Origin of the sequence: Wenjunlia tyrosinilytica (genome assembly GCF_014646055.1) — a bacterium.
GTDB lineage: Bacteria > Actinomycetota > Actinomycetes > Streptomycetales > Streptomycetaceae > Wenjunlia > Wenjunlia tyrosinilytica.
The window spans coordinates 1-14,111 of sequence record NZ_BMMS01000069.1 but is presented as its reverse complement, the minus strand read 5'-3'; the positions used below and the strand labels follow the sequence as shown (position 1 = coordinate 14,111).

General features: G+C 75.4%; 2 protein-coding genes. Both read left to right on the top strand.

Going from position 1 to position 14,111, the window contains the following annotated elements; all coding sequences use genetic code 11:
* The first annotated feature begins 16 nt into the window (after positions 1 to 16).
* Complete coding sequence (locus IEY86_RS34715; protein ID WP_189135893.1) at positions 17 to 7,900, top strand: type I polyketide synthase; 7,884 nt, start codon at positions 17 to 19, stop codon at positions 7,898 to 7,900.
* On the top strand, positions 7,897 to 14,111 hold a 6,215-nt coding region (locus IEY86_RS34710; RefSeq protein WP_189135892.1), incomplete at its 3' end, for a type I polyketide synthase. The genes IEY86_RS34715 and IEY86_RS34710, both read left to right, overlap by 4 nt.

Below are 14,111 nucleotides of genomic sequence, written 5' to 3'. Positions count from 1 at the left end.
GGTTCTGGTGAATGCGTTGCCCGACGCGGTGGGCACGCTGCGTCGTGACGACGGCGGCTGGACCCGCTTCCTCCACTCCGCCGGCCAGGCATACGCCGCAGGGCTCGACGTGGACTGGGAAGGCATCCTCGGACCGGGCCCGACGGCCGGGATTCCCACCTACCCCTTCCAGCGCAAGCGCTACTGGCTGGCCGACCGGACCCATTCCGCCGTCGCCGTGCCGAGGACCGTGCCGACAACCGGCGCCGACGACCGGTGGCTGCGGGTGGACTGGCGCCCCGTGCCCGAGCCCGTGCCCGCCGTACCCGCGGGGACGTGGGCGGTGGTGACCACCGATCCCGGACAACCGCTGGTCGGTGTCCTGGACTCCCCGGTCGTCGTCGCTCCGGATGCGCTGGGCGGACTCGATGTCGCCGGCGTGCTCGTGCTGCCCGACGTGGACCCGGTCACCGTACTGGAGGCTGCCGGGACGGTCGCGCCGGTCTGGCTGCTCACCCGCGAGGCGGCGCCGGTCGGGGTGGACGCCCCCGATCCGCGGGCCGCCGAAGTCTGGGGCCTCGGCCGCAGCTTCGCGCTCGAGCAGCCGGGCCGCTTCGGCGGCCTGGTCGACCTGCCGGCGCGCGACACCGAACCCGTCCTGCGCCGCCTCGCCGCCGTGCTGGCCGGCGCGGTGGAGACCGAGGCCGCCGTTCGGGCCGCCGGAGTCTTCGTGCCCCGCCTGGTACGGGACCACGCTCCGTCCGCCGCGCGGCACCACGCGGGCGGCACGGCCCTGGTGGTCGGAGCCGGGCCGCGCGGCCGGGCAGCCGCACGGCAGTTGCTCGGCGACGGGGCCGCGAGGGTGGTCCTGATCAGCCGCGGCGGCACCCACGTACCCGAACTCGGCGACCGGGTGCTCGGCGTCGCGTGCGACGCGGCGGACCGGGACGCGCTGGCCGCGGTGATCGCCGAGCACGCACCGACCGCCGTCGTGCACGCGGCCGGGGGCGACCGGATCGCCGTCGCACACAACCTCGACGAGCTCACCCGCGGCTCCGAAGTGCACACCTTCGTCCTGTTCAGCACCCTGGCCGGCATCTGGGGCAGCGCCGGGCAGGCGGCCGTGGCGGCGGCCGACGCGCACCTCACCGGTCTCGCCGAACGCCGCAGATCGCAGGGCCTGCCGGGCACCTGTGTGGCCTGGGGACCGTGGCGCGGCGACGACAGCGCCGAGGAGCTGGGCCGCCGCGGCATCGCCGCCGCCCCGCACGACGTCATCGCCGCACTCGGCTCCGCCACCGGCTCCCTTGCCGTCGTGGACGTCGACTGGTCGGTCTTCGTCCCGCTCTACACGTCGGTTCGGGACACCGCGCTGTTCCGGGAGCTGGTCGGCACGGTGGCCGACGAGGCGGCCACCGTACGACCGGCCCGGACCTGGCGGCCGGACGATCTGCTCCGGATGGTGCGCACCCAGGTGGCAGCCGTCCTCGGCCACACCGACACCGGCGCCGTCCGTCCGGCGCTGGCGCTGCGGGAGGCCGGCTTCGACTCGCTCATGGCGGTGGACCTGCGGACCCGGCTCAACGCCGCCACCAGCCTGACGCTGCCCGCCACGGTCGTCTTCGACCACCCCACGCCGGCCGCGCTGGCCGAGCTGATCCACGCCGAACTCACCGGTACCGGCACCGAGCCGTCCGGCGGCGAGAGCCCCGGCGATCCCCGCGGCGGTGCGGACACCGGGGACCCGATCGCCATCGTCGGTATGGGCTGCCACTTCCCCGGTGGTGTCGGCACGCCCGAACAGCTCTGGGACCTCGTGCACGACGGCCTGGACGGCACCACCGACTTCCCCACCGACCGCGGCTGGGACCTCGACTCCCTCTACGACCCCGACTCCGGGCGGCCCGGCACCGCCATCACCCGGCGCGGCGGCTTCCTGCACGACGCGGCCGACTTCGACGCCGATTTCTTCGGGATCTCGCCGCGGGAGGCGCTGGCGATGGACCCCCAGCAGCGGCTGCTGCTGGAGACCTCCTGGGAGGCGCTGGAACGCGCCGGACTGGACCCGGCGGCCCTGCGCGGCAGCCGTACCGGCGTGTTCGTCGGCCAGGTGCAGCAGGACTACCGGACCCGGCTGACGACCAGCCCCGATGACCTGGAGGGCTACCTCGGCACCGGCAGCGCCTCCAGCGTGGCGTCCGGGCGGATCGCCTACGCCCTGGGACTTGAGGGACCGGTCCTCACCGTCGACACCGCGTGCTCGTCCTCGCTGGTGGCCCTGCACCTCGCAGGTCAGGCGCTGCGGTCCGGCGAGTGCGAACTGGCCCTGGCCGGCGGAGTGACGGTCATGTCGACGCCGGACGTGTTCGTGGAGTTCTCCCGGCAGCGCGGCCTGTCGGCCGACGGCCGGTGCAAGGCGTTCTCCGACGACGCCGACGGCACCGGCTGGTCGGAGGGCGTCGGCGTGCTGGTCCTCGAACGGCTCTCACGCGCCCGGCGCAACGGCCACCGCGTGCTGGCGGTCGTGTCCGGCAGCGCGGTCAACTCCGACGGGGCGTCCAACGGCCTGACCGCGCCCAACGGCCGGGCCCAGCAGCGGGTCATCCGCGACGCACTGGCCGCCGCGGGGCTGCACGCCGCCGACGTGGACGCGGTGGAGGCGCACGGTACGGGCACCCGGCTCGGTGACCCGATCGAGGCCCAGGCCCTGCTCGCGACCTATGGACAGGACCGTGAACAGCCCTTGTGGCTGGGGTCGTTGAAGTCCAACATCGGTCACGCGCAGGCCGCGGCGGGTGTCGGCGGCGTCATCAAGATGGTGATGGCGATGCGCCGCGGTGTCCTGCCGCGCACCCTCCACGCGGACCGCCCCACCACCCAGGTCGACTGGTCGGCCGGTGACGTCCGCCTGCTGACCGCGAACCGCGCGTGGGAGGAGCGCGAGGGCCGACGCCGGGCGGCGGTCTCCTCCTTCGGCGTCAGCGGCACCAACGCACACGTCATCCTGGAGCAGCGCCCGGAGCCGGAGCCGGGTCCGCGGACCGGGCCCGAGGGCGCGCCCGCTTCCGAGGCCGCCGCCCCCTCAGTCGACCGTGGGCCCGAGACGGCCGGGCCCCTCGCCCACACCGTCCCCCTGCCGCTGCCCGTCTGCGCGCCGTCCGCCACCGGCGTCGCCGCCCAGGCCCGCTCGCTCGCCGCCCACCTCGCCGCCCACCCCGGCCTCCGGCTCGCCGACGTCGCCCACTCGCTGATCCACGGCAGGACCGCGTTCGAGCACCGCGCGGTTGCCTTCGCGTCCACGGTGCCCGAGGCGGTCGAAGTGCTCACCGGTCCCCTCGACTCCGGGCGGGTCCTCGAAGGCCGCACAGCGCTGCTCTTCTCCGGCCAGGGTGCTCAGCGGCACCTGATGGGCCGCCGGCTGTACGAGGACTTCCCCGTCTACGCGGAGGTCTTCGACGCCGTCGCGGCACACCTGACCGCGGACCGCCCGCTGCATGACGTGGTGTTCGGTGCGGACGACGGCGCCCTGGACCGCACCGAGTGGGCCCAGCCCGCTCTCTTCGCCACCCAGGTCGCGCTCTACCGGCTGGCGGAAAGCCGCGGCGTCGTACCGGACGTGCTGCTCGGCCACTCCGTCGGCGAGATCGCGGCGGCGCACATCGCCGGAGTGCTGTCCCTGACCGATGCCTGCCGCCTGGTGGCCGCTCGGGGACGGCTCATGCAGCAACTCCCCGACGGTGGCGCGATGGTCGCGCTGCGTGCCGCCGAGGAGGAGGTGCGCGCGGCGCTCGCCGGGCGGGAGGACGTGGCGGTCGCCGCCGTCAACGGCCCGGAGGCCGTTGTGGTGTCGGGCGCCGAGGCCGCCGTCCTCGCGGTGCGGGAGGTGTTCGCTGCCCAGGGCCGCGAGACGAAGCGGCTCGCCGTCGGCCACGCCTTCCACTCCCCGCTGATGGACCCCGCCCTGGACGCCTTCCGCGCGCTCGCCGAGCAGATCGGCTACGCCCCGCCCGCGATCCCCGTGATCTCCACCGTGACCGGCCGGCCGGCCGCCGGGGACGACCTGGTGACCGCCGGATACTGGGTGCGGCACGCGCGGGAGGCCGTCCGGTTCCAGGACGCCGTGCGCGCCCTCCACGAGGACGGGGTCGGTCGCTACGTCGAAGTCGGCCCCTCCGCGTCGCTGGCACCGATGGCCGAGCACTGCCTGGCCGGAACCGACTCCTTCGTCGTACCGCTGCTGCGCCGTGACCGCGACGAGACCGGGACGTTCCTCGCGGCGCTCGGCCGGCTGTACGGCCACGGCGGCACCGTCGCCTGGGACACCTTCCTGGCCGGGAGCGGCGCCCGCGCCGTCGAGCTGCCCACGTACGCGTTCCAGCGGCGCCGCTTCTGGCTCGACGCGCCGAAGCCGCCCGCCTTCGCTCCGGGCGGCCACCCGCTGCTCGGCGTCGCCGTGCCGTTCGCCGGCGGCGCCGGACTCGTGCTCACCGGCGAGGTCGGCCTGGCCGACCAGCCGTGGCTCGCGGACCATGTCGTCGCCGGCCGCACGCTCTTCCCCGGCACTGGCTTCGTCGACCTCGTGGTCCACGCCGGGCTCACGGTGGGCTGCGACCTCGTCGAGGAGCTGACCCTCGACACGCCGCTCACCCTGCCGCCGACCGGGACGGTACGCCTCCAGGTCACCGTCGACGAACCCGGCCCAGACGGGCGCCGGACCGTACGCCTGCACTCCCGGGCCGACGACGGCGCGCCCTGGACCGCGCACGGCGCGGCCGTCCTCGCCACGAGCGACGGCGCCTCGCCCGCCGCCTCGGCCTCCGCGCCCGCCGCCTCCCCGGGCGAGGGCGCCGCCTACGACGTGGACGATGTGTACGCGACGCTCTCCGCACGCGGCTACGCCTACGGCCCCGGCTTCCGCGCTCTGCGCTCGGTGCGGGAGCGCCCGGCCGGACTGGCCGCGGAGGTGACGCTGCCCTCGGGCGATGCGGGCGGCTTCGGCCTGCACCCGGTCCTGCTGGACGCGGCCATGCACGCCCTGGCCGCAACCTCGGACGGCTCCGGCGCGGTACTCCTGCCCTTCTCCTGGAACGCCATCCGCGTACACGCCACCGGCGCCGCCGCCGTCGGGGTGGAGCTGACGGTCCACTCGCCGGAGCGGGTGTCCGCCGTGTTCACCGACCCCTCCGGCGCTCTGGTCGCGACGATCGGCTCCCTGGTCTTCCGGGCCCTGCCCGACCAGGTCACCGGCCCGGTGCCGCTGATGGACGTCGTCTGGGTCGAGCCCGAAGGAGCCGGGGACGACAGGGCACCACGGGCCGATTCCGGGGAGGTCCTGGTCGAACGGATCCCGGCCGGCGCCGACAGCCGGGCCGTGCTCGCCCGCGTCCTGACGCTGTGCCAGGCGTCCGAACCGGCGCGGATCGCCTTCGTCACCACCGACGCCGACCACGACCCGGCCGCCGCGGCCGTCCGCGGGTTCGTCCGGTCCGCCCAGACCGAGCAGCCCGGCAGGTTCACGCTGATCGACCTGGCACCGCCCGGCGACAACGACGACCTCGCCGACGTGTCCGCCGCGATCACCGCCGGGGAGCCCGAGGTGGCCGTACGCGGCGGCGTGCCCCTCGTCCCGCGGCTGGCCAGGACCGAGTCCGCCGAACCGCTGTCCCCGCCGGCCGGCTCGGACTCCTGGCGGCTCGACGTCGCCGAACGCGGCACGCTGGAGAACCTCGTGCTGGCCGACCACCCGGCCGCACGCGCGCCGCTCGCGCCCGGCGAGGTCCGCGTGTCGGTCCGCGCGGTCGGCGTCAACTTCCGCGACGTCCTCAACGCGCTGGGCATGTACCCCGGCAAGGCAGGGCCGCTCGGCATCGAGGCGGCCGGCGTGGTGCTGGAGACCGGCCACGGTGTCACCGGCCTGGCCGTCGGCGACCGGGTGATGGGGCTGATGCCCGGGTGCTGCGGGCCGGTGGTGGTCACCGACCGGCGCTATCTCGTGCCCGTGCCGCACGGCTGGACCTTCGCCGAGGCGGCGTCCGTGCCGGTCGGCTTCAGCACGGCCTGGTTCGCGCTCGTCGACCTGGCCGGGCTGCGGCCGGGGGAGTCCCTGCTGGTGCACTCCGGCGCCGGCGGCGTGGGGTCGGCGGCGCTCCAGCTCGCCCGGCACTGGGGCGTGGAGGTGTTCGCCACCGCGAGCCCCGGCAAGTGGCCCGCGCTGCGGGCGGCCGGACTGGACGATGCCCACATCGCCTCCTCGCGCACTGTGGACTTCGAGGCGCGATTCGCCGCCGGGACCGGCGGGCGCGGAGTGGATGTGGTCCTGGACTGCCTGGCCGGTGAGTTCGTGGACGCGTCGCTGCGGCTGCTGCCGCGCGGCGGGCGATTCGTCGAGATGGGCAAGACGGACATCCGCGACGCCGAGGACGTCGCGCGGGCCCATCCGGGCGTCGCCTACCGGGCGTTCGACGTGATCGACGCCGGCCCCGACCGCATCGCTGAAATCCTCGCGGAGCTGGTCCGGCTGGCGGACGAGGGCGTGCTGAGGCCCCTGCCGATCACCACCTGGGACATCCGGCGCGCCCCCGACGCGTACCGCTTCGTGAGCCAGGCCCGGCACACCGGCAAAGTCGTGCTGACCGTCCCGCCGCCGCCGGACCCCGACGGCACCGTGCTCGTCACCGGCGGCACCGGCGCGCTCGGCGCGGCCCTGGCCCGGCACCTGGTCACCGCCCGCGGCGCCCGCAATCTGGTCCTGGTGAGCCGGCGCGGCCTGCTCGCCCCCGAGGTCGAGGCCGACCTCACCGCGGCGGGCGCCCGGGTGACCGCCGTCGCCTGCGACGTCGGCGACCGTGCCGCCCTGGCCGCGCTGGTGGCCTCGCTCGACCGGCCGCCGACCGCCGTCTACCACCTGGCCGGTGTCACCGACGACGGCCTGCTCGACGGGCTCGACCCGCGGCGGCTGGACCGCGTGCTGCGGCCCAAGGCCGACGCCGCCCTGCACCTGCACGACCTCACGGCGGGCGCGGACCTCGCCGAGTTCGTGCTCTTCTCGTCGGTGTCCGCGCTGTTCGGCAGCGCCGGACAGACCGGCTACGCGGCCGCCAACGCCACCCTCGACGCGGTGGCCCGGCTGCGCCGCCGCCGCGGCCTGCCCGCGCTGTCGGTCGCCTGGGGGCTGTGGGACGCGACCGGGGTGACCAGCGGCATCACCGGCCGTCTCGACGCGGCCGACCTCGGGCGGATGACCCGGTCGGGCATGGCTCCGCTGGCCCCCGACGACGCGATGGACCTGCTCGACCGGGCGCTGGAGCGCGGCGAGCCGGTGGCGGCCGCGCTGCGGCTCGAACCGGGCCGCCTCGGCGGCGACGCCCCGCCGATGCTGCTCGGCCTCGCCCGCAGAACGGTCCGCAAGGCCGCGCCGCCCGCACCGGCCGCCGTACCCGCCGTACGGTCGGAGCCGCTCGCCGTCGGCGCGCTCGTCGCCGAGCACACGGCCTGGGTGCTCGGTCACACCGACCCGGCCGCCATCGATCCGCGCAGGTCCTTCGGTGAACTGGGCTTCGACTCGCTCACCGCCGTGGAACTGCGCAACCGGCTCGCCACCGCCACCGGGCTGCGGCTGCCCGCGGCCCTCGTCTTCGACCATCCGACCCCGGCCGCCCTCGTCGGTCACCTGACCGCACTGCTCGCGCCACCGGCCGACCCCGGCGCCGAACTGGACCGCATCGAACAGATGGTGCTGGACGACGGCCTGGACGACGACGCCCGCGGCCGGCTGGCCGGCCGGCTGCGCTCCCTGCTCGCCGTGGTCGGCGGCGGCACCACGGCCGCCGCACCCCCCGGGGGCGACCCCGCCGAAGCCCTTCGGGCGACGACGCTCAGCGAAGTCTTCGACCTCATCGACCGCGAGATCGGCCAGGCATGAGCAACGACCAGAAGGTCCTCGACTACCTCAAGCGCACGCTCGCCGAGCTCCAGGAGGCCCGTCGCCGCCTGCACGACCTGGAGTCCCGTCGGCACGAACCCGTCGCCGTGGTCGGCATGAGCTGTCGATTCCCCGGCGGAGTGAGCACGCCCGAGCAGTTGTGGGACCTGGTGGCCGAGGGCCGTGACGCCATCACCGGGTTCCCCACCGACCGCGGCTGGGGACTGGCGTCGCTGCACGACCCCGACCCGGACCACCAGGGCACCAGTTACGTACGGCACGGCGGTTTCCTGCACGACGCGGCCGAGTTCGACCCGGCGTTCTTCGGCATGAGCCCCCGCGAGGCACTGGCCGTGGACCCGCAGCAGCGGCTTCTGCTGGAAGGGGCCTGGGAGGCGGTCGAACGCGCCGGCATCGACCCGCACGCCCTGCGCGGCAGCCGCACCGGTGTCTTCGTCGGCTCCATCTACGAGGACTACGGCTCCCGGCTGTGGCGCGATCCTCCCGACGGCTTCGAGGGCTTCCTCGGCAACGGCAGCATGAGCAGTGTCGCTTCCGGGCGGATCGCCTACGCCCTCGGCCTCGAAGGGCCGACCCTGACGGTCGACACCGCCTGCTCCTCCTCGCTGGTCGCCCTGCACCTGGCCGTCCAGGCGCTGCACCGCGACGAGTGCTCGGCGGCACTGGTCGCAGGGGTGTCCGTGATGGCCACCCCCTTGCCCTTCGTGGAGTTCTCCCGGCAGCGCGGCCTGGCCCCGGACGGCCGCTGCAAGCCCTTCTCGGCGGACGCCGACGGCACGATCTGGGCCGAGGGCATGGGCATGCTGATGGTGGAACGGCTCTCGGAAGCCGAGCGGCTCGGCCACCGGGTGCTGGCGGTCGTACGCGGCTCGGCGGTCAACTCCGACGGCGCCACCAACGGCCTCACCGCCCCGAACGGGCCGTCGCAGCAACGGGTGATCCGCGCCGCCCTGGAGGCGGCCGAGCTGTCCACGGCGGACGTCGACCTGGTCGAGGCACACGGCACGGGGACCCGGCTCGGCGACCCCATCGAGGCCGACGCCCTGCTGGCCACGTACGGCCGGAACCGCGCCGCCGCCCGCCCGCTGCGGCTCGGCTCCGTCAAGTCCAACTTCGGCCACGCACAGGCAGCGGCCGGGGTCGCCGGGGTCATCAAGGTCGTCATGGCCATGCGGCACGGGGTGCTGCCGCCGACGCTGCACGCCGCGACGCCGTCGGAACACATCGACTGGTCGTCCGGAGCGCTCAGCCTCGTGACGGACCCGGAACCCTGGCCGGACCTCGACCGCCCGCGCCGCGCCGCCGTGTCGGCCTTCGGCGTCAGCGGCACCAACGCCCACGTGGTCCTGGAAGGCGTTCCGGAATCCGCCGGGGACGACCCGGCCCCGCGTCGGCCGCGTGATCGCGCGGTCCCGGTGCTGCTGTCCGCGCGCGACCCCCTGGCTCTGGCGGCGCGGGCCCGGGACCTGCACGGATTCCTCACCGCCGGACCCGGGACGGGGGCGGAGACCCGGGACGTGGCCTACTCGCTGGCCACCGCCCGCACCGCCTTCGAACACCGCGCCGCGACCGCCGTCACCTCCCGGGAGCAGCTGCTGGGCTGGCTCGAAGAGCTCGCCGACTCGCCCGGACCCGGCGAGTCGCCCGGGGGCACGGACAGCGCCGCCCCCGCCGTGGTGTTCGCCGGCCAGTCGGCCCTCGGCGTGGCCGCGGCCGAGGGGCTGTACGCGGCGTTCCCCGTGTTCGCCGAGGCTTTCGACGCCGTATCCGCGGGCATCGACCCGCACCTGGGCCGGTCGCTGCGCGAGCTGGTGTTCTCCGGTGAGGCGGCCGCGCTGGAGCGCACCGAGTTCGCCCAGCCCGCGCTGTTCGCCTTCGAGGTCGCGCTGTTCCGCCTGCTGGAGTCCTGGGGCGTCACCCCCGCCCTGTTGATGGGCCACTCGCTCGGCGAACTCACCGCCGCCCACCTCGCGGGGGTCTTCACCCTGCCCGACGCCTGCCGGGTGGTGGTGGCCCGCGGCCGGCTGATGCAGGACCTGGAACCCGGGGCGATGGCCGCGCTGCCGGTGGCGGCCGCCGAGGCCGTCCCGCTGCTGGCCGGCCGCAGGGCCGCGCTGGCCGCCGTCAACGGGCCGCGGTCGGTGGTCGTGTCCGGCGCGCGGGACGATGTCCTCGCCGTGGCCGGGCAAGTCCCCCGCTCGCGCCTGCTGCCGGTCGAGCGGGCCTTCCACTCGGAGCTGGTGGAGCCGATGCTGGCTCCCTTCCGAAGGCTGCTGGAGACCGTTGCCTTCCACCGGCCGAGCCGCACCGTCGTCTCCACCCTCACCGGCGAGATCGCCGACCCGGAGCTGCTCGGCACGCCCGACCACTGGGTACGCCACGCACGCGAGGCCGTGCTCTTCGACGACGCCCTCGGCACCGCCCGAGCCGCGGGCGTGCGCACATTCCTCGAAATCGGACCCGACGGCGGCCTGACCGCGCTCACCGGCGGCGTCGCCGCTCAGCGCCGGGGCCACGGCGGCACCGAGGCCCTCCACGCGGCACTCGGCGAACTCCACGTCCGGGGAACGGAGATCGACTGGCGGAGGGTCTTCGGCCCCGGCACCGTCGTCGATCTGCCCACCTATCCCTTCCAGCGTGAGCGCTACTGGCTCCACCCCGACGCGACGGAACCGGCCACCGGCCGCTACCGCGTCACCTGGCGCCCCCACCACCTCCCGCCGGCCGCCGCCGAGGCCGGCCGCTGGCTTGTCGCCGTCCCCGACGACGGCCCGAACCCGACCGCCGCCGCGATCGCCGAAGCACTCGCGGCCCGGGGAGCGCTGGTCTCCCTCCTCACCCCGGCGGACCCGGACGAACGCCTCGACGGCGTCACCGGCGTGCTGTCCCTGCTCGCCCTCGACGACTGCGGGTTCACCGCCGACATGGCACTGCTGCGCCGGCTGCGCGGCAGCGGCGCGCGGCTGTGGCTGGCCACCCGCGGGGCGGTCGCGGTGACCGCGGGCGAAGCCGTGACCAGCGTCGCCCAGGCCGCGACCTGGGGCGCGGGACGCGTCCTCGCCCTGGAGGAGCCCGAGAGGTGGGGCGGCCTGGTCGACCTGCCGGCCACGCTGGACGCCCCGGCGCTGTCCGCGCTGGCCCGGCTGCTCACCGGGCTCGGCGACGAGGACCAGTGCGCCGTACGGGGCCCGGACGTACTGGTCCGGCGGCTCGTACGGGACACCGCGCCGGCCGCACCGGGCGGCTGGCGGCCCCGCGGCACGGTGCTGGTCACCGGCGGGACCGGCGCGCTCGGCGGCCACGTGGCCCGCTGGCTCGCCCGCCGCGGCGCCGAGCGCCTGGTGCTCCTCGGACGCCGCGGCCCGGCGGCCCCGGGTGCGGCCGCCCTCAGCGAGGAACTCACCGCCCTCGGCGCCGAACCGGTCCTCGTGGCCTGCGACGTGACCGACCGGGCCGCGCTGGCCGAGGTCCTCGCCCGCCACCGCGTCGACGCCGTCGTGCACGCCGCCGGCATCGAGCGGTCCACGCCGCTGACCGACCTGACCCCTGAGGAGTTCGACGAGGTCCTCGCGGCCAAGGCCACAGGAGCCGAGCACCTGTCCGAACTGCTCGCCGGAGCGCCGCTGGACGCCTTTGTGCTCTTCTCCTCCGTCTCCGGCGTGTGGGGCAGCGCCGGGCAGGCGGCCTACGCCGCCGCGAACGCCCGCCTCGACGCGCTCGCGTGGCAGCGCCGGGCCCGGGGCGGGACCGCGCTGTCGGTGGCCTGGGGGCCCTGGGCCGGTCCGGGCATGGCCGACGGCGAGGCGGGCGAGCACCTGCGGGCACGCGGCCTGGTGCCGCTCGACCCGGACGCTGCCCTGGCGGCGCTGGAATCCGCCCTCGGCCAGGACGACCCGGTGACCGCGGTCGCCGACGTCGACTGGCAACGCTTCATACCCCTGTTCACCGCCACCCGCCCGCGACCGCTCCTGGCCGAATTCATCCCGGCCGCCCCCGCTCCCGTGCCCGCCGCCGCCCACTCTCTCTCCGGACTCCCGCCCGCCGAGCGCGCCCGGCAACTGCTCGACACCGTAAGGGCGGCGGTGGCCGCCGTACTCGGCCACCCCGACGCCCGCACCGTCGACGTCGACCGGCCCTTCCGGGACGCCGGGTTCGACTCCTTGATGGCGGTGGAACTGCGCAACCGGCTCACCGCCCGGACCGGCCTGGACCTCGCCACCACAGTGGTCTTCGACCACCCGACCGTGGCCGCGCTGGTGCGGATGCTCGACGGGATGATCGCCCCCGGGGCGGCGCCCGCGGCAGCGTCGGGCCGGTCCGTCACTGCCGAGCCGGTCGCGGTCGTGTCGATGGGGTGCCGGTTCCCCGGCGGGGTGGCGTCACCGGAGGACCTGTGGGAACTGGTCCATGACGGCGTGGACGCGATCACCGAGTTCCCCGTCGACCGCGGCTGGGACCTCGCCTACCACCCGGACCCCGACCACAAGGGCACCACCTACGCGCGCGAGGGCGGCTTCGTGGACTCGGCCGCCGATTTCGACGCGGAGTTCTTCGGGATTTCGCCGCGGGAGGCGCTGGCGATGGATCCGCAGCAGCGTTTGCTGCTGGAGGTGTCGTGGGAGGCGTTGGAGCGCGCCGGGGTGGCGCCGGGGTCGTTGCGGGGCTCCGCCACCGGTGTCTTCGTCGGCGCCGGGTACCAGGGGTACGGGCATCCCGGCGGCCGTGTCCCCGAGGACGTCGAGGGCTACCTGCTCACCGGCAACGTCTCCAGCGTGCTGTCCGGCCGCGTCGCCTACACCCTCGGCCTCGAAGGGCCCTCGCTCACCGTGGACACGGCCTGCTCGTCGTCCCTGGTGGCCCTGCACCTGGCCGCGCAGGCACTGCGGTCCGGCGAATGCTCGCTCGCGCTCGCCGGTGGCGTGACGGTGATGACGGGCGGCGACGCCTTCGTCGAGTACTCCCGGCAGCGTGCCCTCGCGGCCGATGGCCGGTGCAAGGCGTTCTCCGCGGACGCGGACGGCACGGGGTGGTCGGAGGGTGCGGGCATGCTCGTGCTGGAGCGGCTCAGCGACGCGGAGCGCAACGGTCACCCGGTTCTCGCCGTGGTGCGCGGCTCGGCAGTGAATTCGGACGGTGCGTCGAACGGTCTGACGGCGCCGAGCGGTCTGGCTCAGCAGCGGGTGATCCGGGCGGCGTTGGCGAGTGCCGGGCTGTCGGCGGCGGATGTGGACGCGGTGGAGGCGCACGGTACGGGGACCCGGCTGGGTGATCCGATCGAGGCGCAGGCGCTGCTGGCGACGTATGGGCAGGATCGTGAACAGCCTTTGTGGCTGGGCTCGTTGAAGTCGAACATCGGTCATACGCAGGCGGCGGCGGGTGTCGCTGGCGTGATCAAGACGGTCATGGCGATGCGCCACGGCGTCCTGCCGCGCACCCTCCACGCGGACGTGCCCACCCCGCACGTCGACTGGTCGGCCGGCGCGGTCCGGTTATTGACGCAACATCAGAGATGGACCGGGCCGCGCCGCGCGGGAGTCTCCGCGTTCGGGGTGAGCGGTACCAATGCCCACGTGCTGCTGGAGGCCGTCCCCGCTTCGGAGACCGCACCGGCCGCGACCGAGCCGTCAGCACTCCCGGTGGTTCTCTCCGCGCGTACTCCCGAGGCCCTACGGGCCCAGGCGGCCCAGTTGGCCTCTTTCATCGAGGCCCGGCCAGGGCTCGACCTCGCCGCCACCGCCCGCACACTCGCCACCGCCCGCACCCCCTTCGCCGCACGCGCGGCCGTGGTGGGAGCCGACCGCGCGACCCTCCTGGACGCCCTGCGGGAACTCGCGGGCGAGAGCGTCCACCCCGCACTCGTCACGGGAACCGCCCGCCCCGGTCAAGGCGCGGTGTTGGTGTTTCCGGGTCAGGGGTCGCAGTGGGTGGGGATGGGGTTGGAGTTGGCGGGGGTTTCGGGGGTTTTCGCGGAGCGGTTGGCGCAGTGCGGTGATGCGTTGTCGGGGTTTGTGGAGTGGTCGCCGGCGCAGGTGCTGGGGGGTTCGCGGGGTGGTCTGCTGGAGCGGGTTGATGTGGTGCAGCCGGTGTTGTGGGCGGTGATGGTGTCCTTGGCGGCGGTGTGGGAGTCCGTGGGTGTGGTGCCGGTGGCGGTGGTGGGGCATTCGCAGGGGGAGATCGCGGCTGCGTGTGT